This window comes from Paraburkholderia phenazinium, from assembly GCF_900141745.1.
GTDB classification, from domain to species: Bacteria; Pseudomonadota; Gammaproteobacteria; order Burkholderiales; family Burkholderiaceae; genus Paraburkholderia; species Paraburkholderia phenazinium_B.
Genome location: NZ_FSRM01000001.1, coordinates 689,252 through 714,289 on the forward strand (window position 1 = coordinate 689,252; position 25,038 = coordinate 714,289).

Annotated in this window: 22 protein-coding genes; 14 read left to right on the plus strand and 8 right to left on the minus strand. The window is 62.3% G+C overall.

Annotation, left to right across the window (positions count from 1 at the left end; genetic code table 11):
- Positions 1–17: 17 nt before the first annotated feature.
- Together BUS06_RS03260 and mnmC are read right to left on the minus strand one after the other, a co-directional pair.
- Complete coding sequence (locus tag BUS06_RS03260; protein WP_074262965.1) at positions 18–1,220, minus strand: cation:proton antiporter; 1,203 nt, start codon at positions 1,218–1,220, stop codon at positions 18–20.
- An 866-nt stretch (positions 1,221–2,086) separates the two neighbouring features.
- The gene (gene mnmC, locus BUS06_RS03265; RefSeq protein WP_074262966.1) at positions 2,087–4,054 is read right to left on the minus strand and encodes a bifunctional tRNA (5-methylaminomethyl-2-thiouridine)(34)-methyltransferase MnmC2/FAD-dependent 5-carboxymethylaminomethyl-2-thiouridine(34) oxidoreductase MnmC1; all 1,968 of its coding nucleotides are present in this window, start codon (positions 4,052–4,054) and stop codon (positions 2,087–2,089) included.
- Between the two features lie 445 nt (positions 4,055–4,499).
- Here mnmC and BUS06_RS03270 point away from each other — a divergent pair, with 445 nt between their 5' ends.
- The gene (locus tag BUS06_RS03270) at positions 4,500–4,778 is read left to right on the plus strand and encodes an HU family DNA-binding protein (protein WP_074262967.1); all 279 of its coding nucleotides are present in this window, start codon (positions 4,500–4,502) and stop codon (positions 4,776–4,778) included.
- A gap of 65 nt (positions 4,779–4,843) precedes the next feature.
- Here BUS06_RS03270 and BUS06_RS03275 read toward each other — a convergent pair whose 3' ends face one another.
- Both BUS06_RS03275 and BUS06_RS03280 read right to left on the minus strand, forming a co-directional pair.
- Positions 4,844–6,139, minus strand: a complete 1,296-nt coding sequence (locus tag BUS06_RS03275; protein ID WP_074262968.1) for a GTP-binding protein — start codon at positions 6,137–6,139, stop codon at positions 4,844–4,846.
- 130 nt (positions 6,140–6,269) lie between these two features.
- Complete coding sequence (locus BUS06_RS03280; protein WP_074262969.1) at positions 6,270–6,716, minus strand: lytic transglycosylase domain-containing protein; 447 nt, start codon at positions 6,714–6,716, stop codon at positions 6,270–6,272.
- A 519-nt stretch (positions 6,717–7,235) separates the two neighbouring features.
- On the opposite strand from BUS06_RS03280, the gene gspD reads away from it, so the two are divergent.
- From gspD to gspF, 3 genes are read left to right on the plus strand one after another with little or no spacing between them, the layout of a single operon-like run.
- The gene (gspD, locus tag BUS06_RS03285; protein WP_074262970.1) at positions 7,236–9,623 is read left to right on the plus strand and encodes a type II secretion system secretin GspD; all 2,388 of its coding nucleotides are present in this window, start codon (positions 7,236–7,238) and stop codon (positions 9,621–9,623) included.
- Positions 9,620–11,173: a type II secretion system ATPase GspE gene (gspE, locus tag BUS06_RS03290; protein ID WP_074262971.1), complete on the plus strand. Its 1,554-nt coding sequence runs from the start codon at positions 9,620–9,622 to the stop codon at positions 11,171–11,173. The genes gspD and gspE overlap by 4 nt, the downstream gene beginning before the upstream one ends.
- Before the next feature lie 4 nt (positions 11,174–11,177).
- The gene (gene gspF, locus BUS06_RS03295) at positions 11,178–12,395 is read left to right on the plus strand and encodes a type II secretion system inner membrane protein GspF (protein ID WP_074262972.1); all 1,218 of its coding nucleotides are present in this window, start codon (positions 11,178–11,180) and stop codon (positions 12,393–12,395) included.
- Between the two features lie 68 nt (positions 12,396–12,463).
- Here gspF and BUS06_RS03300 read toward each other — a convergent pair whose 3' ends face one another.
- On the minus strand, positions 12,464–12,886 hold the full coding sequence (locus BUS06_RS03300) for a type II secretion system protein N (protein WP_254368734.1): 423 nt from the start codon (positions 12,884–12,886) through the stop codon (positions 12,464–12,466).
- A gap of 208 nt (positions 12,887–13,094) precedes the next feature.
- Between BUS06_RS03300 and gspG the strand changes: the two genes are divergently transcribed.
- The 8 genes from gspG (at position 13,095) to BUS06_RS03340 (ending at position 19,753) form a co-directional block, all read left to right on the plus strand.
- Entirely contained in the window at positions 13,095–13,559 is a 465-nt protein-coding gene (gene gspG, locus BUS06_RS03305) for a type II secretion system major pseudopilin GspG (protein WP_074262973.1), read from the plus strand.
- 43 nt (positions 13,560–13,602) lie between these two features.
- Complete coding sequence (locus BUS06_RS03310) at positions 13,603–14,178, plus strand: GspH/FimT family pseudopilin (protein WP_074265889.1); 576 nt, start codon at positions 13,603–13,605, stop codon at positions 14,176–14,178.
- A 13-nt stretch (positions 14,179–14,191) separates the two neighbouring features.
- Positions 14,192–14,599: a type II secretion system minor pseudopilin GspI gene (gene gspI, locus BUS06_RS03315; RefSeq protein ID WP_074265888.1), complete on the plus strand. Its 408-nt coding sequence runs from the start codon at positions 14,192–14,194 to the stop codon at positions 14,597–14,599.
- The gene (locus BUS06_RS03320; RefSeq protein ID WP_074262974.1) at positions 14,577–15,254 is read left to right on the plus strand and encodes a PulJ/GspJ family protein; all 678 of its coding nucleotides are present in this window, start codon (positions 14,577–14,579) and stop codon (positions 15,252–15,254) included. Before gspI ends, BUS06_RS03320 begins: the two co-directional genes overlap by 23 nt.
- A gap of 547 nt (positions 15,255–15,801) precedes the next feature.
- Positions 15,802–17,019, plus strand: a complete 1,218-nt coding sequence (gene gspK / locus BUS06_RS03325; protein ID WP_254368736.1) for a type II secretion system minor pseudopilin GspK — start codon at positions 15,802–15,804, stop codon at positions 17,017–17,019.
- 28 nt (positions 17,020–17,047) lie between these two features.
- Positions 17,048–18,451, plus strand: a complete 1,404-nt coding sequence (gene gspL / locus BUS06_RS03330) for a type II secretion system protein GspL (RefSeq protein WP_074262975.1) — start codon at positions 17,048–17,050, stop codon at positions 18,449–18,451.
- Positions 18,448–18,951, plus strand: a complete 504-nt coding sequence (gene gspM / locus BUS06_RS03335; RefSeq protein WP_074262976.1) for a type II secretion system protein GspM — start codon at positions 18,448–18,450, stop codon at positions 18,949–18,951. The genes gspL and gspM overlap by 4 nt, the downstream gene beginning before the upstream one ends.
- 22 nt (positions 18,952–18,973) lie before the next feature.
- Entirely contained in the window at positions 18,974–19,753 is a 780-nt protein-coding gene (locus BUS06_RS03340) for a type II secretion system protein N (RefSeq protein ID WP_074262977.1), read from the plus strand.
- Between the two features lie 133 nt (positions 19,754–19,886).
- On the opposite strand, the gene BUS06_RS03345 is transcribed toward BUS06_RS03340, so the two are convergent.
- Together BUS06_RS03345 and BUS06_RS03350 are read right to left on the minus strand one after the other, a co-directional pair.
- Complete coding sequence (locus tag BUS06_RS03345; protein WP_074262978.1) at positions 19,887–21,422, minus strand: efflux transporter outer membrane subunit; 1,536 nt, start codon at positions 21,420–21,422, stop codon at positions 19,887–19,889.
- A gap of 208 nt (positions 21,423–21,630) precedes the next feature.
- Positions 21,631–21,888: a hypothetical protein gene (locus tag BUS06_RS03350; RefSeq protein ID WP_074262979.1), complete on the minus strand. Its 258-nt coding sequence runs from the start codon at positions 21,886–21,888 to the stop codon at positions 21,631–21,633.
- A 258-nt stretch (positions 21,889–22,146) separates the two neighbouring features.
- Here BUS06_RS03350 and BUS06_RS03355 point away from each other — a divergent pair, with 258 nt between their 5' ends.
- The gene (locus tag BUS06_RS03355; protein WP_074262980.1) at positions 22,147–22,668 is read left to right on the plus strand and encodes a MarR family winged helix-turn-helix transcriptional regulator; all 522 of its coding nucleotides are present in this window, start codon (positions 22,147–22,149) and stop codon (positions 22,666–22,668) included.
- Between the two features lie 214 nt (positions 22,669–22,882).
- Complete coding sequence (locus tag BUS06_RS03360; protein ID WP_074262981.1) at positions 22,883–24,445, plus strand: DHA2 family efflux MFS transporter permease subunit; 1,563 nt, start codon at positions 22,883–22,885, stop codon at positions 24,443–24,445.
- Positions 24,446–24,479: 34 nt separating this feature from the next.
- Here BUS06_RS03360 and BUS06_RS03365 read toward each other — a convergent pair whose 3' ends face one another.
- On the minus strand, positions 24,480–24,977 hold the full coding sequence (locus tag BUS06_RS03365) for a hypothetical protein (protein WP_074265891.1): 498 nt from the start codon (positions 24,975–24,977) through the stop codon (positions 24,480–24,482).
- Between the last annotated feature and the right edge of the window lie 61 nt (positions 24,978–25,038).

A 25,038-nucleotide genomic window follows, 5' to 3' on the forward strand; every position in this document is an offset into this window, starting at 1 on the left:
GGCAGCGGGCGAGCCGCTCATTCCCGCCGTTCGCCCACTAGCGCAAGTGAGCGATACACGAGCCACGGTCCCACAATCTGTAGTACAACGATCGAACACATCATGATCGCGCGCAAGGCGGGATCCAGATTTGGATAGAGGCTGTAGGTATCGTCAACCAGCAGATAGGCGAGCGCGGACATCGGCGAAAGCGAAAGTCCAAGCGCAACACCCTGCTTCCAGTTCAATCCGCTCGGTTTCGCGAAGGCGAGCACGCCAACCAGTTTGCCAACAAGGCGCGCAAGGATCAGTCCAAGTGCCGCGAGTCCGCCAATGCCGATGTCTTTCCATTCGAACGACGTCAACGTCAGCACGAAAAGAATCACGGTCAGCAACCAGCCCGCAGTGCCGAAATGCTGCGGCCAAAGCTGCGGCCGCGCTTCCATGTTCTTCACGATGATGCCGGCGGCGAGCAGACTGAGAATGGTCGAAAGCTTGAACAGATGTGCGATCGCAATGGCCAGCAGCACAAGTCCGAACAATGCGACGAAAGAATGCTCGTCCTGCATGTTCATACGGCGATAGAAAAAGATGCAGGTGCGTGCGAGCGCAAACGCGAGAACCAGTGAGCCGATCAACAGGTAAAGCGGTTGCAGGATCGTGGCGAATGCGTTGCCGTAGGTTTCCTGATGCAACCATCCTGACACAAGTTTTTCGATCACAACCGCGTACATGCTGTTGAGCGCTGTCAAAGTCAACAAACGCTGCGTGACCTGCCCTTCTGCACGCAACTCTGTTTTCAGCTGGATCACCATGGCTGGCGAAGTGGCCATCGCGATCGCCGCGAGCACCAGGGCAACGATTAGCTGGACATGAAGAAACAGCAGCACTGGCAACACCAGCACGAACGTCAGTGTCGATTCCGCGATGCTCGAGAGAATCAACCAGGGGTTCCGCCGGATCCAGCGCAAGTCGAGCCGGCTGCCGAGTTCGAACAGCAAAAGGCCGAGCGCGACATCGAGTAAGGGTCGGGCAGCTTTCGCCGAAACGGTATCGATCACACCGAAGCCTGCGGCACCTGCCACCAGACCAATAACGGCGTAACCGGAAATGCGTGGCAAGCGCCACGCGCGATAGCAGAGTTCGCCGCACAAACCAGCGGCGAGCAATGCGAGCCCTGCCCAGAAAATGGCATCAGGTGAGAGCGGCCAGCCGGGGAAGAATGAAAACGCCGACTTCATCTTGGTGGGTTCTCCTTTGTCGATCCGAGTAAGCGCTTTAGCGCTTACTCGAGTCCCATGCAGTTTTATCGCGGTCGACTGGGGCTGGCGCTTTAGCGCCTACTCCAATCCCATGCAACAGAGTTGCTGTGAGCAACGGCAGGCGACACGAACCGGCGGAACACCGGTGACCCCATCAACACACAATGCCTTCATCGCTGCGTGTGTTTTGTGCCGACCAGCGTTGCGAAATACAACGATTGGATGAAGAGCGCCGTCGATCTGAATCAGAGTCCGATGGACCGGCACCGTTCCATTGGTGCGTCTGCCGTTTGACGGAGGGCAGGACGCGGAAAGAACGGCGATTGTGCCATAGCTTTTCGGGGTCTACGGAAACCACTCGAATTGCGGCCTGAAGCGGTAAAAATGAGCGTATTTCGCAGCAGAACAAGAAAAAGCGACCGGTTTGGATTCTGCTCTGACGCACAGATGTCTGTCACTTCACCAATCTGCGACGTCGGTGTTTTCTTTTTTGCCGAGCCGCAAAAGTCCCTGCGATCCAGGTTTTTGCATTCTCGATAAGCGCCGTCTCACCGCGGTCTTTCTGTTTATTGGTTTACTCGTATGTATACGTAGTAGCAGTTAACAAGTCCGGTCCATTTCTGTGGATAAGTCATGTTTACCGAGCCGAATCAGCGCGTTGTCGAACGCACAACCCGCTGCACAGGATGTGCGGTTGAGGCCAGGAGCCGGGGGTAACTTTTTGCGTTTCTGGTGCGCGACGAAGTTACCCCGTTTACGTCCACACGCCGTCCACATCACTTGCGCCTGCATTCCGACAGGTTATCCACAGTCTTACGTGGATAACTTTTCGCCTGGCTGGCTGCCTACCGGGCTGTTCCCTGACGCAATGCACGTAGTAGAAAACGTGCGGGGTCGAGATCTTCGGCAAGATCGCGCTCGATCGGCCAGGGTTCGCCTTCGATCTGCGAGGCGATCAGCTCGGCGCCGAGGCCGGCCCAGACGAGGCCGCGGGAGCCATAGGCGAACGCACCGTATAAACCGTCCGCGCGCGGCAGATCGAGTGGCCACGCGCCGCGCAGACGCTCCCGGTCCTGGATGGCGGTGGCTTCGTCGGCGAGCGCGCCGATCATCGGCAGGCGGTCGCTCGTTACACAGCGAAATGCGACGCGCCCGGCTAGTGACGGAACATGCTGCTGGTCAAACGCAGTAGCGAAGCTGGGCAACATCTGTGCGAGACGTTGCAGATTTTCGATGTGTCCTGCAGCCTGCATGGAGCGCTCGGGATCGTCGATATCGTAGGTTGCGCCTGTCAGCGTGACGCCATCGGGCAACGGCACGGCGTAGCCTTCGCCGATCACGGGCAGCGCGGGCGACGGCACGCTGCCGGCGGGCAGCAAGGTCAATTGACCGCGCACGCTTTGGGTTGGCGAGTATCGCAAGCCGGCGACGCGCGCGGCGTCATGTGCGTTTGCAAAGATCACGACCGGTGCGCGCGCAAGCGTGTGTCCATTCGCGTCGAGCACGCTCCATTGATTGCCCGAACGTTCGACATGCGCGGCTTCAACGCCAAAACGGCGCTCGAGTCGTTGACCCGCCGCTGCGCATTGAGCCGCGCAAAGGGTGACGGGATCGATCCACCCTCCATGTGGAAACAGCCATCCGCCGTGTGCAACCGGAAGCTTCGCAATCCTCTCTGCCTGCACACGTTCGAGCGGTGTCACGTAGTCAGATGGATAACCGAACGCCGCCAGTGACGCCGCCATCATGCTGGCTTCTTCGTCGGTCGCGGCGAGTTGCAGCAGGCCTTCCGCGCCGCGTACCGGGCGATGTCCCGCGTGCGCCAGCATTGCCCAGCGTTGCAGTGCATATAGAAAGCCGGCGCGTGTGATGCGCGAGGCGACGCTGTCATCACGCGAGAGCATGGGATGAAATACGCCAGCGGGATTGCCCGAAGCATCGCGAGCCAACGCATCGTGCCGTTCGAGCGAGGTCACCTGCCAGCCTCGTGCGGTGAGCCGCTCGATCAATGCGCAGCCTGCTAGCCCTGCCCCGATCACGACCGCATGCCGGTCGTCCACGGCGAGCGGCGCGGGCGGTTCGTGCCGCCGCACTCTCCAGCGTGGCGCAAAACGGCCCACCAGCATGGCGCGTTTCCAGCCGAAGCCCTCGACCTTGCGATACTCGAAGCCAGTCTGGGTGAGTGCGCGTTTCACGTCGCCCGAACTCGTGTAGGTCGAAAACGTAGCATCTTCGCCAGCGAGACGCGCGAGCGATTTGAAGATCGCCGGTGTCCACAATTCGGGATTTTTCGCCGGCGCAAAACCATCCAGATAGAACGCGTCGGCGCGCAGCCAGAGCGTCGGCAGAGTGTCGACGGCGTCGCCGAATACCAGTGTCAGCGAGACGCGCCCTCCTTCGAATTCAAGCCGGTGGGTGCCTGGAACCAGCATCGGCCATGCGTCGGCGAGGCTTTGTCCGAGGCCCGTAATCGATGCGTCCGCAACTGTCGCGGCATACGCGCGCAACAGATCAGCCTGTGAAAAAGGGTGTTTTTCCGTCGAAACGAAATGAAGCCGCTCGCACCTTGCGGGGTCGGCGCGCCACGCGGCCCAGGTCGTCAGGAAGTTGATGCCCATCCCGAAGCCCGTCTCGAGCACCGAGAAAACGCGTCGGCGCTGCCATCGTTCCGGCAGGCCGTTGCCTTGCAGGAAAACGTATTGCGCCTGGGCAAGACTGCCCACAGCGCTGTGATAGATGTCGTCGTGGCGAGGCGAAAACGGCGTGCCGTTGTCGCGAAACGCCAGCGTGGCAGGGATCAGCGGATCGGTCATGCAGTGTGAAAAACCTACGGACGAGCAGGTCAAGCGTTGCCGGACGAGGCGCGCCGGCCGTCGCGCAGCAAGTCGCTAAAAGTCAGAAGCAAGCCAGCAGCGGCTCAAAACACGGCTGGAACGTTGGCAAAAACCAACGCCAGCCTCATGTAAAGCCCTGGTTAGGCGGCCGTTTCGATTCCAGGAATAGCAAAAATGGTAATTTCACGGCTGGATGGGGCCAACCAGCCTGTATTTCTTCGAAACCCTTGTCCAGATTGGGTTTGCGCTGCGCTATCATAGCAAGCGCCGCGAAGGGAAGCGGCAGCACGGTCGTCATTGCGCAAGCAGCCCGTCGCGTTGTCCGGGTAGCTGCACAGCCGTAGCTGCTCGACGGCGCGGCCCGCGCACGTATAATCGGCGCGTTCGCGCTGTTCGTGTCAACCTAAACCAGAAAGGAACCTTAATGAACAAACAGGAACTGATCGACGCCGTCGCAGGTCAGACGGGCGCCAGCAAGGCTCAAACCGGCGAAACGCTGGACACGTTGCTCGAAGTGATCAAGAAGGCTGTGTCGAAGGGTGATGCGGTCCAGTTGATCGGTTTTGGTAGCTTCGGTTCGGGCAAGCGCGCAGCACGTACGGGACGTAACCCGAAGACCGGCGAGACCATCAAGATCCCGGCTGCCAAGACCGTCAAGTTCACGGCTGGCAAGGCGTTCAAGGACGCAGTCAACAAGCGCTAAGCACAGCAGTGCTCCGTTGTTGAAACCCGCCTCGGGCGGGTTTTTTTCGTCTGAACGGCGCACGCTCAGTGATGGTGATGGACGATTTCACCATCGCCGTGGTCGTGATCATGATCGTGATCTTCTTCGGCATCGAAATCCCAAGCCGGGAATGGATCGGCAAATTGCAGCCATCCTTGCGGACCTAACGCGTATTCGTCGTCGGTGAGCAGGCACGCATCGAACTTTGCGCTCCACACGGCCGGGTCGATACCAACGCCGATCATCACCAGTTCCTGACGCCGGTCGCCGACGCTGAAGTCGTTCGCGTCGCCATGCCAGTCGGCGGCGATTTCCGCAGCGAGTTCGTCGTCGCCGTCGGGCCATTCGCTGCGATCCTGCGCGGCCCACCACATTCCCGCTGGGCCGTGGCGGCATGCGCCGCCCGCTTGTGAAAGCGAGCCGGCAATGTCGTTACGCGTGGCGAGCCAGAAGAAACCCTTGCTGCGTAGCACGCCTTTCCATTCTTCATGCAGCAGTGCCCACAGACGCTCGGGATGAAACGGCCGGCGCGCGCGATAAACGAAATTGCCGATGCCGAATTCGTCGGCTTCGCCGCTGTGATCGTGCCCGTGCTCGTGATCATGCTCCAGCGACGCGAGCCAGCCGGGCGCGCTCGACGCCGCATCGAAATCGAAGCGCTTCGTGTCCAGCACTTCTTCGAGCGGCACCACGCCAAAGCGGCTCACCACCTGCACGGCGCGCGGATTGATGCGAGCGAGAATCCGCTGCAGGCGCGTCAGATCGTCCGCACTGACGAGATCGACCTTGTTCACCACCAGTACGTCGCAGAACTCGATCTGTTCGATCAGCAATTCCACCAGCGTGCGGTCGTCTTCTTCGCTCGCTGCAATGCCGCGTTCGGCGAGCGCGTCGGCCGAACCGTAATCGCGCAGGAAGTTGAAGGCGTCGACGACCGTCACCATCGTGTCCAGGCACGCGACATCGGAGAGCGACTTGCCGTCATCGTCGACGAAGGTGAAGGTTTCGGCGATTGGCATCGGCTCGGCGATGCCGGTCGATTCGATCAGGATCGCGTCGAAACGCTGCTCGCCGGCAAGACGCCGGATCTCGACCAGCAGGTCGTCGCGTAGCGTGCAGCAGATGCAACCGTTGCTCATCTCGACAAGCTGTTCTTCGAGGTGCGAGAGCGCGGCGGCGTCGCGCACGAGCGTCGCGTCGATGTTGACGGCGGCCAGATCGTTGACGATCACGGCCACGCGCAGACCGGCGCGGTTGGCAAGAATATGGTTCAGGAGCGTGGTCTTGCCGGCGCCCAGAAAACCGGAGAGCACGGTGACGGGCAGAGTCGGCTGGTTCATCGCAGTACGGAAACGGAGAGGTAAGGAGGCGTGCCGGGCACTCAAGCGCAGTCGCAGGGCCGATGGCAGCACGAAGCCGCATTGTGCATCAAACCCGCGCCGTTCGCGCAAACTCCGGCCAAGCCACCCCTTAGTGCGACGCCGCGATCAGGTTCCACTTACGCAGGATACCGACAATCTGCTGCGCATACTGGTCGCGCAGCGACGGCGTTTCCGAATGGTAGGCGCCCACCGCTTGCCAGGTGTTGCCGTACTTGTTCATCTGCTGGCGCAGATGCCAGGCGGCAATATAGACGTTCTTGCACGGCTCCATCAGCGTGTTGCTGGAGATGCCATACAGGGCCAGCGTGGGGAGATGAACGGAGTTGATCTGCATCAGGCCGTAGTCGGTCGAGCCGTTGGCGTTCTTATGCAGCGCGTCGGGCCGGTTGTGCGACTCCTGCCAGGCAATTGCCCGCAAGATCAGCGGATTGACCTTCTGATAACGGGCAGCCTCATCGAAACAGTCGGCGTGCGCCTGCCCCGCTGCGAACAGCGTGCCGAGTACCGTAGCGACAGTCAGAAGGGTCCGTTTCATCGGTCAAGATGACTAAGCAATTCACATAGGTAAGATGCGGTAAGGCATTTTGCTCGCGCCTAGCATGCACCTGTGCATGCCCGCAAACCCGCCAACACCGAGCCTGTGGCGGACATCGGGGAAAACCCGCGTAGCCAAACCTGCGTCCGGCAGGATGATCGGCTCGTATGATACCGGCAGGCAGTCGAGCGTCAAGTCGGCTAAGGGATATAAGCGCGCTAAAAACGAACCTCGCAGACGGGTCGGGCAAATCCTCACCAAAGCTTTCAAAATTTTTACGTTGTGCGAGCTTGTTTAGAGTAATCACACCGGAGCCGTTGTTTTGTGACAAATCCGACATGAAAAACTGTTACTGTTCGTTTTTTCCGGACATAGGTTGGAAGGCAGTCGGGGTTGTCAGCGCCCGCGGGGGCGGTGACAAGCCGTGGGGACCGCTGGTACGCACCTATGTTTGCTGCGCATGACAGCGGGTCGCTTCGGCGGTCGGCATCGACATCAAACTCCATGAGAAGAAATCGTATGGCATTGCGTCGCGTCGCAACGGCGCTGCTGGTGGCTGGCCTGATCGGTGCGCAGACCGCACACGCCCAGGTGACACTCAACTTCGTCAACGCCGACATCGATCAGGTGGCCAGGGCGATTGGCGCTGCAACCGGGAAGACGATCATCGTCGACCCACGCGTCAAGGGTCAGTTAAACCTCGTCTCCGAAAATCCGGTGCCCGAGGACCAGGCGCTCAAGACCCTGCAGTCTGCTTTACGGATGCAAGGCTTCGCGCTGGTAGAGGATCATGGCGTGCTGAAGGTCGTGCCCGAAGCCGATGCCAAGCTGCAGGGCGTACCGACTTACGTCGGCAATACTCCGGTGGCGCGCGGCGATCAGGTGATCACGCAGGTGTTCCAGCTCAGGAACGAATCGGCCAATAACGTGCTGCCGGTGCTGCGTCCGCTGATCTCGCCGAACAATACGGTGGCGGCCTATCCGTCCAACAACACGATTGTCGTGACGGACTACGCCGACAACGTGCGCCGGATTGCCCAGATCATCGCCGGCATCGACACGGCTGCGGGCACGCAGGTTTCGGTGGTGCCGTTGAGAAACGCCAACGCGCTCGACATCGCACCGCAACTGACGAAGATGCTCGATCCGGGTGCGATCGGTGCGACCGATGCGACGCTGAAGGTATCGGTTACCGCCGACGCACGCACCAACTCGCTGCTGATCCGAGCATCGAACGGCGCGCGCCTTGCGGCCGCGAAGGAGCTGGCGAAGCAGCTCGATGCGCCGAGCGCCGTGCCCGGCAACATGCATGTCGTGCCACTGCGCAACGCAGATGCGGCGACGCTCGCGAAGACCTTGCGCGGCATGCTGGGTAAAGGCGGCGACAGCGGCTCATCGAGCGGATCGAACAATGCGAATTCGTTCAACGCGAGCGGCAGTTCAGGCAGTTCGTATGGCAGCAGTTCGACGGGCACCTCGGGCACCCCACCGCTGCCGTCGGGCGGACTCGGAGGCGGCTCGAGCTCGTCGCCGCTCGGCGGAGGCGCCAGCTCGGGCGCAGCCGGCGCTTCTGGCGATACGATCGGCACCGACAAGGACAAGAGCAGTGACGACAACCAGCCTGGCGGCATGATCCAGGCGGACGCGGCAACCAACTCGCTGATCATCACGGCGCCCGAAGCGGTCTATCGTAACCTGCGCTCGGTGATCGACCAGCTGGATGCACGGCGCGCCCAGGTCTATATCGAGGCGCTGATCGTCGAGCTGAACTCCAACACGAATGCCAATCTCGGCATTCAGTGGCAAGTCGCGAACAACTCGGTGCTAGCCGGCACCAACCTGGCAACCGGCACCGGCAATAGCATTATCAATCTGACGGCGGCTGCGGCGACGGGCGGCCTGGCCGCCGGCGGTCTCGCCAGTGCGCTTACGACCAGCAACCTCCAGCAAGGTCTCAATGTTGGTTGGGTGCACAACATTTTCGGTGTGCAGGGACTCGGTGCGTTGTTGCAGGCCCTGTCGCAGACCGCCGACGCGAACGTGCTGTCGACGCCTAACCTGATCACGCTCGACAACGAGGAAGCCAAGATCGTCGTCGGTACGAACGTGCCGATTCAGACGGGTTCGTATTCGAACCTGACGAGCGGCACCTCGAGCGCAGCGTTCAATACTTATGACCGCGTCGACGTGGGTCTGACGCTGCACGTCAAGCCGCAGATCACCGACGGCGGGATTCTCAAGCTGCAGCTCTACACGGAAGATTCGGCGATCGTCACCGGCACGACTAACGCGACGACCAACCCGGCGGGCCCGGAGTTCACCAAGCGTTCGATCCAGTCGACGGTGCTCGCCGATAACGGCGAGATCATCGTGCTGGGCGGCCTGATGCAGGACAACTACCAGGTCAGCAACAGCAAGGTGCCGCTGCTGGGCGACATTCCGTGGATCGGCCAACTGTTTCGCTCGGAATCGAAGAGTCGCAACAAGACTAACCTGATGGTGTTCCTGCGTCCCGTGATCATCACCGATCACGCTACCGCGCAGGCCGTGACAGAGAACCGCTACGACTACATCCAGGGCGTGCAGGGTGCGTACAAGTCGGATAACAACCTGATCAAGGACAAGGACGATCCGGTGGTTCCGCCGATGCCGATCGGCCCGGCCGAGGGCGGTGCGCCCGCGATGAACCTGTTCAATCTTGACGAGATGCGCCGTCAGCAGATGGCGCCGCCGGCTCCCGCTTCCCGGGCGCCGGTGTCGAATGGCGGTGCCGTTCCGAACGGTGGCGCCGTTCAGAGTGGCGGTGCCGTCCAGAATGGCGGTGCGGTGCCGAATGGTGCTGCAGTCCAGACTAATCCTGTACCGACCAACTCGCCTGTGACCACGGCGCCGGGAGCGCAGCCGTGAGTACGCCGTCCACACCGTCGTCAGGTTCTGCGTCTTCGGCAGCGACCCGGGCCGGTGCCGCGACGACGCCCGAATTGGCGGTGGAGCCTGCCGAGCGCGGCGCGTCATCGGCAGTCGCCGCACGGCTCGTGCCCTATGGCTTCGCGCGCAGTGGCCAGATTCTGGTTGCGCATCAGCACGCCGACAGCCTCGAAGTCTGGATCAGCGACCGCACGAGCGATGCTGCGCTCGCCGAAGTTGGGCGCAATTTCGGCGCTCTCACGGTAGTGCGCCTGCCCGCTGACGAACTCGCTCAGGCAATCAACCAGGCTTATGCGCGTCACGATGGCAGCGCGGCGCAAGTCGTGGGCGAAGTGGAAGGCGAAGTCGATCTGTCGCGTCTGATGCAGGAGATCCCGGAGGTCGAGGATCTGCTGGAGTCGGAAGACGACGCGCCGATCATCCGCATGATCAACGCCCTCCTCACCCAGGCGGCGCGCGAACAGGCTTCGGATATTCACATCGAGCCGTTCGAGAATGCCTCGGTGGTGCGCTTTCGCGTCGACGGTACGCTGCGCGACGTCGTGCGGCCGAAGAAGGCGTTGCACGGCGCGTTGATCTCGCGGATCAAGATCATGGCGCAGCTCGATATCGCTGAAAAGCGCTTGCCGCAGGATGGCCGGATCACGCTGCGCGTGGGTGGCCGCCCGGTCGATGTGCGGGTTTCGACGTTGCCGACCGGGCACGGCGAGCGCGCGGTGTTGCGTCTGCTCGAGAAAGACGCGTCGCGTCTGAATCTGGAAGCGCTCGGCATGGGCGCGGACACGTTGGTCAAGTTCGACAAGCTGATCGGCCGCCCGCACGGCATCGTGCTGGTGACCGGGCCGACCGGCTCAGGCAAGACAACGACGCTCTACGCGTCGATGTCGCGGCTTGAGACGGCGACGACCAACATCATGACGGTCGAAGATCCGATTGAATATGACCTGTCGGGCATCGGCCAGACTCAGGTCAACGAGCGGATCGGTATGACTTTCGCGCGGGCGCTGCGCTCGATACTGCGGCAGGATCCGGACATCATCATGATTGGTGAAATCCGCGATCTCGAGACCGCGCAGATTGCTGTGCAGGCTTCCCTCACCGGTCACCTGGTGCTGGCGACGCTGCACACCAACGACGCGGCCTCCGCCGTAACGCGTTTGACCGACATGGGTGTCGAGCCTTACCTGCTGGCTTCGTCGCTGCTCGGCGTGCTGGCGCAACGTCTGGTGCGCAGGCTCTGTCCGGTGTGCCGCGAAGAGCGCCCCGACGCGGACGGGCGCATGCAGTGGCATCCCGTGGGTTGCGAGAAGTGCGGCCACTCCGGTTACGCAGGGCGGCGCGGCGTGTACGAGTTGCTGCTGATCGACGACACGATCCGCACGCTGGTCCACCGTAACGCGGCCGATTCGGAGATCCTCGCGGCGGGTCGTGCCCAGGGCATGCGGACGCTGCGCGAGGACGCCGACCGCTGGCTCGCTTCCGGCCTGACCTCGCTCGAAGAAGTGATCCGCGTGACGGGCGGAGCATAACCCCATGCCGGCATTTCGTTTCGAAGCGATCGATGCGACGGGCAAGGCGCAGAAAGGCGTACTCGACGCGGATAGCGCGCGCGGCGCCCGCACGCATCTGCGCGGCCAGGGGCTTACGCCGCTGATCGTCGAGCCAGCCTCGACCCGCACGCGCGGCGAGCGCAATCAGCGGCTCTCGTTGGGGCGCCGTCTGTCGCAACGCGAGCAGGCCATTCTCACGCGTCAGCTGGCCAGCCTGCTGATCGCCGGCTTGCCGCTCGACGAAGCGCTCGGTGTGCTGACCGAACAGTCGGAGCGCGACTACATCCGCGAGCTGATGGCGTCGATTCGCGCGGAAGTGCTTGGCGGCCATTCGCTCGCCAATGCGCTGCACCAGCATCCGAAAGATTTTCCCGAGATCTACCGTGCACTCGTGGCCGCCGGTGAACATACCGGCAAGCTGGGCCTCGTGCTGTCGCGTCTTGCCGACTATATCGAGCAACGCAACGCGCTCAAGCAGAAGATCGTGCTGGCCTTCACGTATCCGACCATCGTCACGATCATTGCTTTCGGCATCGTCACGTTCCTGTTGAGCTATGTCGTGCCGCAGGTCGTCAACGTGTTTGCGAGCACCAAGCAGCAGTTGCCGGTGCTGACCATCATGATGATGGCGCTCTCCGGCTTCGTGCGGAAATGGTGGTGGGCGGTGCTGATCGCGGTCGTGCTGGTGGCGTATATCGTGCGGTCGATTCTGGCGCAGCCCGGCCCGCGTCTCGCCTTCGACCGCTGGCTGCTGACCGCCCCGCTGCTCGGCAAGCTGGTACGCGGCTACAACACCGTGCGCTTTGCCAGCACGCTCGGCATTCTGACCGCAGCGGGCGTGCCGATCCTGCGCGCTCTGCAGGCGGCAAGCGAAACGCTCAGCAACCGCGCCATGCGCGACAACATCGATGACGCCATTGTGCGCGTGCGTGAAGGGACTTCGCTGTCGCGTGCACTGGGTAATACGAAGACGTTTCCGCCGGTGCTGGTGCACCTGATCCGTTCAGGCGAAGCGACTGGCGACGTGACGACGATGCTCGATCGCGCGGCCGAAGGCGAATCCAACGAACTCGAGCGGCGCACGATGTTCCTGACGAGCCTGCTCGAGCCGTTGCTGATTCTCGCGATGGGGGGCGTGGTGCTGGTGATCGTGCTGGCGGTGATGCTGCCGATCATCGAGTTGAACAACCTGGTGCAATGAAGCCTTCAGGCGCGCGGCCACGATGGACGCGCGCTCGATGCTTGCGAAGTGGCTGGCGGCGGGTTTGCCTAGCGCACGTAGATGGTGGGGCCGGCGGGATTGGCAGGCAGGAACACTTCGGAGCGCACACCGTTGCGGTCGATGATGATCGAACGGGGGCGCACTTCGTAGAGCTTGGCGCCTTGCATGATGGCGCTGCCGAGCGAGACGGCCCGCGGCGGTTCGCCACCCGCGCTGAGGATGGCGGCGCCGCCTTCCTGAAGCGAGAGGATTCCGAACAGGCGCACGTCCTGGTTGGCGCTGCGCTGCAGCTGGCCACCGAACAGCGTGGCCGCCTGGTCGACCGAGACCGGCGGGTTCACGGCGGCAGCGGGCAACGGGCCGCCTCGCAGCGCGGTGAGCGTGACGACCCAGTAAGTGAGCGTCGCGCAGAACACGGCGAACAGTGCGAGCGACAGAAGGCGAATTTGGATGGCGTTCATGCGCATCATTGTACGGACTATTGTGAAATTTGCGTTGGGGGAAAGTGCCCCTGCCTGGAGGGGGAACGAGAAACCTGGGACGGCCCGGCGTTTTCTCGCAACCCTTCAACTGCATGACATTAAAATGACAGAACGGGAGTGTTAAATCAGCACGCTGATCCTGGCTGGCGCGACACTCGCCCGACACGAAAATCTTCCTGAAAAGAGGTAGCAAGCTATGCAAATGTGGACCACTCGCCGCACTGAAATCGCGGGTCTGCGCAACCGTCGTCAGCGTGGTTTCACGCTGATCGAAATCATGGTGGTGATCGCGATTCTCGGCATCCTGGCCGCGCTGATCGTCCCGAAGATCATGAGCCGGCCAGATGAAGCGCGGCGCGTCGCTGCGAAGCAGGACATCGGCACGATCATGCAGGCGTTGAAGCTGTACCGTCTCGACAATGGCCGCTACCCGACTCAGGACCAGGGGCTGCGTGCATTGATTGAAAAGCCCTCGACCGATCCGGTCCCGAACAACTGGAAGGACGGTGGTTACCTCGAGCGTCTGCCGAACGATCCGTGGGGCAATGGGTATCAGTATCTGAATCCGGGCGTGCACGGTGAAATCGACGTGTTCAGTTACGGCGCCGACGGCAAACCGGGTGGCGAAGGGAACGACGCCGACATAGGCTCGTGGGAATGACCGGTTGAGTTTATTGCGCGCACTCTCGCTTATCGCCGGCACCATGTCTCTGTCCGCTTGCAAGTCTCGTGTTGCCCCGGCGCATCGGGCGAAGGTGCCGTACGCGGCGTCGCGCGACGCCTGGCAGCAAAGCGTCGCGGCCACGCCGGACGGACGTCGGCGTGCGAGCCGGCAGATTGGCTTTACGTTGCTGGAGATGCTGGTGGTGCTGGTGATTGCCGGGCTGCTGGTGTCGCTGGCGTCGCTCGCGGTGACGCGCAATCCACGCACGGATCTGAATGAAGAAGCGCAACGCCTGGCGTTGCTGTTTGAATCGGCCGGCGACGAAGCGCAGGTGCGGGCCCGGCCGATTGCGTGGCAGCCGTTCGATGGCGGCTTTCGCTTCGATATACACACCGACGACGGCTGGCGTCCTTTGCGTGACGATCTGCTGGGTGTGCGTCGCTGGGAAGGCGGCGTGACGAGCGTGTCGATCGACTATCCGGGTTCGGACGTGCATCCGTCGCGGCTGGTGTTCGGCACGGAGAGTATCGACGCGCCGGTGCAGATCACGCTGTTTTCCGCTGTCGGTCAGGCGCGGATCGTGGGAACGGGCAATGGCCGCTATGAGGTGCGTTGAGATGAGCGGCCGGATGAGGGATGTCGGGCGTGCCCCGATGCATCGGAAGTCACAGGGCGGCTTTACGATGATTGAAGTGCTGGTGGCGCTGGCGATTATCGCGGTGGCTCTCGCTGCCTCGATGCGTGCGGTGGGCAATCTGGCGAACAGCGAGGTGGAGCTGCATCAGCGTCTGCTGGCCGGTTGGAGTGCGGACAACATGCTGGCGCAGTTAAAGCTTGCACATAGCTGGCCGGATGTGGGATCGACCAGTTACGACTGTTCGCAGGGCAATTTGCAGCTGCTTTGTACGGAACGCGTGACGGCGACGCCGAATCCGGTGTTTCGCCGGGTGGAGGTGGCGGTGACGACACCGGGCCGCGCCGGCAATCTTGCCCAGATGGTGACGGTGGTGGCGAATGAAACGAACCGTTCGCTCTGAGCGCCGCGGTCGCCGGACGGCGCGTGGTTTTACGCTGATCGAGCTGCTGGTCGCGATTGCGATTCTGGCGGTGATTGCGGTGTTGTCGTGGCGCGGACTGGATCAGATCATCCGCGGACGGCAGACGATCACGAGCGCGATGGAAGACGAACGCGTGTTTGCACAGTTGTTCGACCAGATGCGAATTGATGTGCGGCATGCCGCGACGGATGACGAGTCGGGGGCCGCCGCGGTGTCGGTGAGCGGGAACGTGTTGCAGATCGTGCGCGAATTCGACATGCCGGATACGGCGCCGCGCTTGCAGGTGGTGCGATACCGGGTGACGGAGGGCCGGGTGACGCGATATGCATCGCCGCCGCTGGGCACGATGGGGGAGTTGCGAGGGGCTTTGCGGAGTGGCGAAGGCGACGGATGGAGTGCGGTGCCATTGATGGGGGGAGTTGGCTCGATCGGTGCGCGGCTGTTTGTGCCAAAGGTTGGCTGGACTACGCAGATGAGCGATGTGCAGGCGGCGATTGCCGAGAACGATAACAATCTCAAGGTTCCCCAGTTGGGGAGTGCGCCGCTGCCGCGGTCGGTGACGGGGCTTGAGGTTGTGATTGGGGCGACTTCGCTGGCGCGGCCGGTTACGCGGGTTTTTCTCGTCGGAGAGTGATTAAGTGGGTTTGGGTTTGCTACCGTCGGGGTTCGTGCTTTCTTTTTCTGCTGCGCAGGCTGGGGGGGTGTTTGCTCTCTGTTCTGGTTTTGTTTGTTTTGGCCTTTCCTTGATTTGCTTTTGGTCTATTAGCGTCGCCCCTGTGCGGGGCAGCACCTACTTTTCTTTGCAGCGGCAAAGAAAAGTAGGCAAAAGAAAGCCGCTCACCCCGCCAGCTTATAAGTGTCCCCCTCTGTCCATAACCCGGAGTGGCGCGCGCACGCAATCATCCCTCGCACCCTCCTCGTTAGTGACAAGGCAGTCATCCGTTCCAGCGTCGCGCTTCGCGCCCCGCCGTCGGGCACAACCCTCCGCTCAAGCCGCAGTGGCACTTGCTTCCGCGCCGCGCGCCCAGCAACCCACCAATGGTTGTGCCCAACCGTCACGCACAAAGTGCGTGGGCGGGATGAATGAGTCCTTTGTCACGGAGGGTGAGAGTGCGGGGGCTCATTTCGTGCGCGGACCACTCCGGGTTATGGACAGAGGGGGACACCTACAAGCTGGCGGTGTGAGCCCGCTTTCTTTGCTTACTTTCTTTGCGGCGGCAAAGAAAGTAAGTGCTGCCCCGCACAGGGGCGACGCTAATAGACCGAGAGCAAAGCAAGGAAAGGCCAACACCGCAATAACACGGACAAGCGCCGCGCAGGCAACCGGGGCAACCAGAAAAACCCAAACCGGCGTAGCCATAATCACAGCATTACTAGTAGTAGCCCTATCAGCAATCCTTGTCTCAGGCATTCTCTGGCGCCAGCAAGTACAAATCCGCAGGATAGAAAACCAGCGCCTGCTATCCCAGGCCCAATGGATATCAAGAGGCGCCCTCGACTGGACCCGCCTGATCCTGAGATCAGAAGGCGACACCTCCGCAGGAATAACCTACCTGGGCGGGGTCTGGAGCGTCCCCATAGCTAAAACACGTCTCTCTGACTTCCTCGGCCAAATAGGCGAAGTCCGCGCCGCCGAAGGCGCCGACACGTACTTATCAGGCTCGATAGAAGACGCCCAATCCCGCTTCAATCTGCGAAACCTGGTCTCAAGCCCAGCGCCCGGCATGCTGCAATTGAACGTGTCGCAAATCCAGGCCTTCCAGCGTTTGCTCAGCCTGCTCGGCCTCAATGGCTCGGTCGCACAAAATGCCGCGGTGCAGGTTCGCAACAGCCTCGCCCATTCCGCGACGCGCTTCCAGACGACCGCCCTGACCAGCGGCTACACAGCGCCGGCCGTCGTAGGCGGCGCCGTCGGCGGCAATAACTTCACCGATAAACCCGGTATCAGCGACGACGAAGACAATCCCTCTGTCGTGCCCCTGCAGATGACGGGCGTCGATTCGCTGCTTGATGTGCCTGGCTTCTCTCCAGACATGGTCGCGCGGCTGCGCCCTTTCGTGACGTATTTGCCCACCACTACTGCGGTCAATATGAATACCGCGCCGGCCGAAGTCGTCGCCGCCGTCATCGAGGGTATGAGCCTGTCCAATGCGCAGGCGTTCGTTGCGCGCCGCCAAACCGTGTTCTTTCATAACGTCGGCGATGTACAGTTGGCCTTGCAGGGGGCGGGTGTCCCGCAACTGTCGATCGACCCCAGTCTCTACGACGTCAATACCAGTTACTTTTTTATCCACGGCCGAGTCGATCATGAACGCGCGGAAGTGGATCGTACGACCCTCGTCTATCGCGATGCGCTCACGCACACCACCCGCATCGTGAGCGTGCAGGATCAACTATGAATAACGCTTTTCCCGGAGAGAGTGGCCTTTGAGCACACTGATCGTCCTTCTGCCGCCGCGTGACCCGGCGGTGCCATCGCAGGAATGGCAACTGCCGGAGCTGCCGTTCGTGTTGCTCGACAAGTCGGGCCGCACGCAGCGCGCCGGTCGGGCCTCGCTCGCGCTGCTGCCGCGTACCTCGTCGACGGTCCTGATGGTCGCGGCCCGCGACCTCCTGATGATGCCCGCTACCCTGCCTCCGCTGAAGGGGCCGCGTCTGCGTCAGGCATTGCCAAACATCGTCGAAGATCAACTGATCCAGGATCCGCAAACCTGTCATATCGCGCTCGATCCGCAACCGCTCGGCAAAGGCAGGCATCTGCTCGCCATCATCGATCGCGGCTGGTTCCGCTTCATCTGCGAAGCTTTCGCTGCAGCCGGTCATCGCAGCGTGCGTGCTGTGCCGGTCACGCGTTGTCTGCCGTCGGCTCCGGTCACCGTCGCTGCCACTGAAACCGCCGCCGCGCTCGCTGAAGCCGAGGCCGAAGCAGCCTCGGCGACGTTGAAACCCGGGGCAGCGGCCAAGCTCGCGGCTGGTCTGCCAATCGAGCCGCCCGCGCCAGTCGTCGCGGCCGTGCTCGGCGCCGTCGTCTCCACTGCGCCCGCCCTGCTGCTCGAGGCGGCGCCGGAGTCCAGCACCACTCGTGTGGAACTGGCGATTGCGCGCGGTCGCCAGGGCGAGGGGCTCGCGTTGCCGGCGACGGCTGTCAACAGTACTCTCGAGGCGCTCTCGGGCGCCGCGCCGGTCACGCTTTATCAGCTCACCGAGGTGCCGGGTAACGAGCCGGGCATGGGTTCGGGCGCGCAGGCGAAACTCGCCGGCCAGGTGCAGGGCGCACAACCGTTGCCGTTCGAGAAGCTCGCGCGCCGCGCACTCGAATGCCGTTTCGATCTGTGTCAGTTCGAGTTCGCTTCGCAGCCTTGGCGGCTCGATCGCGCCACGTTACGGCGTCTGCGTTTTCCGATCGTGCTGGCGGTTGCCGCGCTGGTGGTCGCGATCATCGGCGTCAACGTGCAGTGGATGGTGCTCGCGCATCAGCGCGATGCGATCAACGCGCAGATGACCGAGGTGCTGCTCAACACTTTCCCGAAGACTACCGTCGTGCTCGATGCGCCCGATCAGATGTCGCGCCAGATGCAGCAGTTGCGCGTGGCGGCGGGTGAGCTGTCGCCGGACGACTTCCTGTCGCTTGCCTCCGGATTCGCGCGCTCGCTCGGACCGTTGCCGGTCAACGGCATCGCGGCGCTCGACTATCACGACCGTCGGCTGGACGTGACCTTCAAACCGGAAGTCAAAGTGGATCCTGGCCTCGCGCAACGTCTGTCAATCAACGGGTTGTCCGGCGCGATCGATAGCAATACCGGCAAGTGGACCATCAGGAGCGGACAATGAAAGCGGAACTTGCTCAAACGTGGGCCGGATTCTGGGACGGACGCACCGAGCGCGAGAAAACGCTGCTGCTATGGGGTGGCGTGGCCCTCGGTGTGGTGATTGCGTGGTCGATCCTTTTGGCCCCTGCCCTCGACGGCCGCGCGCATTTACGCGAGAGCCTGCCGGCGATACAGCGTCAACTCGCGCAGATGACGGCGCAAGCCGATGAAGCGCGCAGCCTGTCGTCCGCTGCTCAGGGCGTGGCGCCCACTGGCGGCGCCCTCAAGGATGCGCTCACCGCTTCGCTTACCGAACACGGTCTCGTGCCGCTGCAAGTGCAGTTGATGGGCAACGCTGTGCAGGTCCAGTTGAAGAACGCGTCGTTTCCTGCGTGGACTGCCTGGGTCGACGATGTGCGCAAGCAGTTCAAGGTGCAGATTGCCGAAGCCCACATCACCGCGCTCAAGGATGATGGACAGGTCGACCTGACGGCGTCGCTGCAGCCATCGACCGCCAAATGACGGTGCAGCCACAGGATCTCGCATGAATTTCTGGATGCGGCGCCTGCGCGCTGCCCTGCCGTGGCTGCTGGTCGCGGTGTTGTCGAGCGGTACGGTTTTGCTGGTGCTGTTGCCTGCGGCATGGATCACGCCGCAGTTCACGAAGGCGAGCGGCGGTCACGTCAATCTGGTCGATCCCGCCGGCTCGCTCTGGAATGGTTCGGCCACGCTGATGCTGGCCGCTGGATCGGATACCAGCTCGGCGACGCTTCTTCCGGGCCGGATCGAATGGCACACCGCCTTCTGGCCGCTCTTCACCGGCCGTGTGCAGATGACGATGCTGCAAAGCGAAGCGATGCCCGTTCCTGTCACCGTCGACGCTACCCGTCGCGGCGCCGTGGTGTCGCAAGGTTCGATCGCCGTGCCGGCGACGTTGCTCAAGGGCCTCGGCGCACCGTTCAACACGCTCGATCTGCAAGGCGAAGTGCGGCTTGCGTGGAGCGACTGGCGCAGCTTCGGCCAGGAAGCGTTCGGACAACTGACGGTTACGCTGAACGATGCCAGTTCGCGGGTGTCGCTGGTCAAGCCGCTTGGTTCGTACCAGGTGGTGATTCAGGCGCAAGGCAACAGCTCGACCATCGATCTCTCGACGCTTAAGGGTCCATTGACGCTGAAGGGTCACGGCATGGTGGGGGGCGGTGTGTCATCGTTTAACGGCACGGCGAGCGCCGCTCCCGAAGCGCGCGACAACCTTGCGGGCCTGCTGAATCTGCTCGGGCGGCCGAGCGGTCCGGATACGGTAGCGTTGACCTTCGTGCACTGATCGCGGCACTACGCGCTACGTGCGGCACTGACGCTCGTGGTGGAGAAGTGCGAAAGGGGTATGGCCGCGTGACGGCCATACCCCTTCTGTGTAAATGCGGTTTGTCTGCTGCCAATCCGACGCGGTTGCGTTCCTAGTCGCTTCTGACAGCCGTCGAAGGCGTTGAGATTGCGGAAGCAGCATCCGGCGGCGCCACGGTGCCGGTTTCTCTCGCCATCTGCGATACATCCCAGCCGCCGCCAAGCGCCTTCACCAAACCCACCGACGACACCATCCGCTCTCCCGACAGCGTGGCCAGTTTCTGCTCAGCGGTGAAGGCGGTGGTCTGCGCGGTCAGCACGCTCAGGTATGCCACGGTGCCCGACTTGTACTGGTTCGTGACGATAGCCAGCGCTTGCTGGGCCGAAATGACGGCTTGCTGCTGCACGCCGATTTCCTGCTCCAGAATGCGCTGCGATGCGAGGTTGTCCTCGACGTCCTGAAACGCTGCCAGCACCGTTTGACGGTAGACCGCCACGTCCTCGTCGTAGGCGGCGCGGGCCGCTTCGGTCTGTGCCGAGCGCAAGCCACCATCGAAGATCGTGCCGGCAAGTTGCGGGCCGAGCGTCCAGAAGCGCGCTGGCGCGGTGAGCAATTGCGACAGCACGGAACTCTCGAAGCCGCCGCTCGCGGATAGCGTCAGCGACGGGAAGAACGCGGAGATCGCCACGCCGATCTGTTCGTTGGCGGCCTTGGCGGCGCGCTCGGCCGCCGCGATGTCGGGTCGGCGTTCGAGCAGCGCAGACGGCATCTGCGCGGGCACGGACGGCGGCGTTGCGGTGAGCGGCACAGGCGGAATCGAGAAAGTCGAGGCGGGCTGGCCGACCAGCACTGCAATCGCGTGTTCGTCCTCAGCGCGTGCGATGCCATTGTCGATCGCGGCGGCCTGCGCCGATTGCAGTTGCGCCTGTGCCTGAATCACGTCCGAGCGTGCGGCGACGCCCTGTGCGTACTGGTTCTGCGTGAGCTTGAGCGATTTCTCGTAAGCGACAACCGTGTCGTCGAGCAGCTTCTGCATTGCATCGAGCTCGCGCAGCGAGAAATAGGTCTGCGCCAATGTGCCCTGCGCGGACAGCCGCGCATTGGCGAGCGTGGCGGCGGCGCCCTGCTGGCCGGCTTCCTGCGCGCTGACGGTGCGGCTCACCTTGCCCCACAGGTCCGGCTCCCAGCTTGCGTCGAGTGACAGGTTATAGCTGTTGCTGACGCTCGAGCGCGTCCCCGAGGTCGAGCCCGCTGCCGAGCCATTGCCCGAGCGGGTCAGGCCAGCCGAGCCGCTGATCACCGGGAAATAAGCGGCGCGCGCTTCACCGACCAGCGCGCGGGCCTGCCGGTAAGCGGCGGCATATTGGGCGACGGTCTGGTTCGAGGTATTCAGCTTGTCTTCGAGGGCGTTCAGTTCCGCGTCGTCGTAGATGGCCCACCATTGACCGCGGTCGTGCTGATCGGAAGGTTGCGCAACCTTCCAGCCGGGCGCCGCTTCCTTATAGGATGCGGGCACGTCGGTGGTGGGCGTCTTATAGTCGGGGCCCACCGCGCAGCCTGTCACCAGCGCGGCGAGCGCAGCGGCAACTGCGAGAGTCAGGGCGCGCGGAGCAACGGCCCGCGCGTGCGAGCTTCGGTCAAACTGCATGCAATCAATTCCTGTCGATTCGGCCGAGGCGCGTTCCTGGGTGACAACGGGATCCCGGGAAGGTCGGCGGGCGGAACGCCCGGATGACAAAGCGAGACGGGGCATCGCGACGATCCGGAATGGTAGCGTACGCGATGCCGATGACGCAGAAAATTGAAAGAGTAATGCGCGACGCGCGGTGGGTGTGTAACCGGTCCTGCGGAGACGGTTACGTGCCGTTACGGCAGGGCTGTGCGCCCGTGAGGCCTGGCAGCGCCGGCGACTGTTTGGCCGGCTGGGCGGGGTGGCCGTTGCGGCGACGGTCGATCCACGCAAAGAACAACACCCCGAGCGATCCCCCCGGCAGCACGAACATCACCACGTAGAGCGCGAGTTTCCACCAGCGGTACGGGCCTTGAAAGCTCTGCACTGCGGAGTCGTGAAGCGAGCGGCTCAGGCTGCTCAGGGTGTTTTTCAGGTACAGCATGACGGGGATCCTCTGCGCACGGCCAAGGTAGGGTGCGCGGCAAAGCGGTCAGAACATGGTCTCGGGTGGCGCAAATCGCGCGTAACTCGTTGCCTGTGATAATATTGACTATGCAATTAAATTTCAAGATACTTTGCTACACGTCAGCATGCCGTGTTGTTTTTTCACCCGCATGATGAAGCGAATTTTCAGATTGACTTGTCTGCTTAGGCAGCTAAAATCCGGTCTGCTTCCTGATGTTTCCAAAGCGAGTTTTCGATGACCGACGGTCCCTATAACGCGGACGAGATTCACCTCGAATCGAGTCTTGGCTATTACCTGTCGAAAGCGCGCAATGTGCTGGTCGAACGGATGGATCGGGCGGTCAAACCGTTGGGCCTTACCGCACAGCAGATCGGTGTGATCCTGATGCTGTCGTGCGAGCGGGCCCATACGCCGTATGAGCTGTCGCGCGCCATGTCGTACGACAGCGGTTCGATGACGCGCATGCTTGATCGCCTTGAAAAGAAAGGCTTTATCGTCCGCACGCGCAGCGATGCCGACCGCCGCATGGTCAAGCTCGAACTGACGCCGCAAGGTCGGGAAGTCGCCCGGCAGTTGCCGCGTTTGGGTGCCGCGGTGCTGAACGAACAGTTGCAAGGTTTTACCGCTGAAGATATTGCGACGCTGACGACGTTGCTCGGCCGTCTGATCAAAAACGGCTCGGGGAGCGGGACCGATGACGGATTCATGGCCTGCCCTGGAGCAGGCAATTCACCGTCGCCGGAAGACAGCAAGTAGCCGGGCAAGAAGCCACGATGTAGCCACGAGACGCGTTTTTTCACGCGTCGATGTTCAAGCAGGTATCTGTCTGGGCAGAAAGTGACAAAACATCTATGGCACCGCGTATGGCGGTGAAATATGCATGCTGAGTCAAGCTTTTTGTCCCCGGCAGCTTTGCATGGGATCGGAGTAAGCGCAAAAGCGCCGCCTTCGATCGACAGGAGATTCGACCATGGCCGCTACGGCTCCCGCAGTTGCCGCACCCGCCGCTGAACCGGCGCCGCTAGCCGGCGGCACACTGGCATTGCTCACTCTTGGTCTCGCGCTCGGCACGTTCATGGAAGTGCTCGATACCTCGATCGCCAACGTCGCTGTTCCGACCATCTCCGGTAGTCTGGGCGTCGCCACCAGCCAGGGCACCTGGGTGATTTCATCGTATTCGGTCGCCTCGGCGATCGCGGTGCCGTTGACCGGTTGGCTCGCGCGTCGGGTGGGCGAGGTGCGCCTGTTCACGCTCTCGGTGCTGCTGTTCTCGATCGCTTCGGCCTTGTGCGGCTTTGCGCAGAACTTTGAATCGCTGATCGCCTTCCGGCTGCTTCAGGGACTGGTCTCCGGGCCGATGGTGCCGCTTTCGCAGACCATCCTGATGCGCTCGTATCCACCGGAGAAGCGCGGCCTCGCGCTCGGCCTGTGGGCGATGACCGTGATCGTCGCCCCGATCTTCGGGCCGGTGATGGGCGGCTGGATCACCGATAACTATACGTGGCCGTGGATCTTCTACATCAACGTGCCGATTGGCCTGTTTTCGGCGGCGTGCGCGTTCGTGCTGCTGCGCGGCCGTGAGACGAAAACGACGAAGCAGCGTATCGATGCAGTAGGCCTCGCTCTGCTGGTAACCGGTGTGTCGTGCTTACAGATGATGCTCGACCTCGGCAAGGACCGCGACTGGTTCAACTCCACCTTCATCGTGGCGCTGGCGATCATTGCGGTGATTTCGATTGCCTTCATGCTGGTCTGGGAGACGACCGAGAAGGAGCCGGTGATCGACCTGTCGCTCTTCAAGGACCGCAACTTCGCGCTCGGCGTGCTGATCATCTCGTTCGGTTTCATGGCGTTCTTCGGTTCGGTGGTGATCTTCCCGCTCTGGTTGCAGACGGTGATGGGCTACACAGCAGGCATCGCAGGTCTGGCCACCGCGCCGGTCGGCTTGCTGGCGCTCGTGCTATCGCCAATGATCGGCCGCAACATGCACCGTCTCAATCTGCGGATGGTAGCGAGCTTCGCGTTTGTCGTATTCGCGTTCGTCTCGTTCTGGAACTCGACCTTCACGCTCGACGTGCCGTTCAGTCACGTGATCTTGCCGCGGCTGGTGCAAGGTGTTGGTGTCGCCTGTTTCTTCGTGCCGATGACCACGATCACGCTATCGAGCGTGTCCGATGAGCGTCTGGCGAGCGCCTCGGGCCTGTCGAATTTCTTCCGTACCTTGTCGGGCGCAATCGGCACCGCGGTTAGCACAACGTACTGGGAAAACGACACGATCTACCATCACGCGATCCTGACGGAATCGGTAAGTACCTACGCTCCGAATACGACCACCTATAGCGATTCACTCACGAGCCTCGGCTTTGCCGGCCAAGGCTTATCTGCGCAATTGAATCAGATCGTGACACAGCAGGCGTACATGATGGCCACCAACGATTTCTTCCGCATCTCGTGCGCCGCCTTCATCGTGCTAGCCGGGCTGGTGTGGATTACGAAGCCGCGCAAGGGCGCGGGTCCTTCGCTGGGGCATTGAGCGCCATTGAACGGCTTTGAACGGCGCCGTTTGCCTACTGCGACACAGGCACGTCTCCCGGCGTGCTCACCGATTGCGCAGGCGCGGACTCCAGCGGCTGACTGGCCGGCGTGGCCACACCGGTGCCTTGCGGTGGCACGCTGACCGGCGCTCCACTTCTCACGAACTCCTTGAAATCGGCGCCCGCTTCCCACGGATTCGGCTTGCAGCCCAACGAGCTGTCGCAATGTGCCGCGAAGCCGATGGTGGCGGTGCCGTCGTTGTTCGACGTCCTCGTGATCTGATATGCGAGCGCGCGTTTGCCGCCATCGGGGCCGGCGGTCTGGATCAGCGAATCGGTGGCGGCTTCGATCTTGTAGGCGGAATGGCTGCTCACCCAGCTCTGGGCGCGTTGCCACCAGACGCTGCATTCGCTTGTATTCGAACAGGTGAGCGGCGTAGTGGCGATCTGCATGACGTCGGGATTCACCTGCCCGCGCGTCGTGCAGCCTGCGGCCAGAACACACAATGTTGCCAACAGAGCTTTCTTCATCGCGTTGCTTCCTCCCTGCGTGTAGACGACCGGATGCGCGTAGCGCGCGCCGATTGTCATT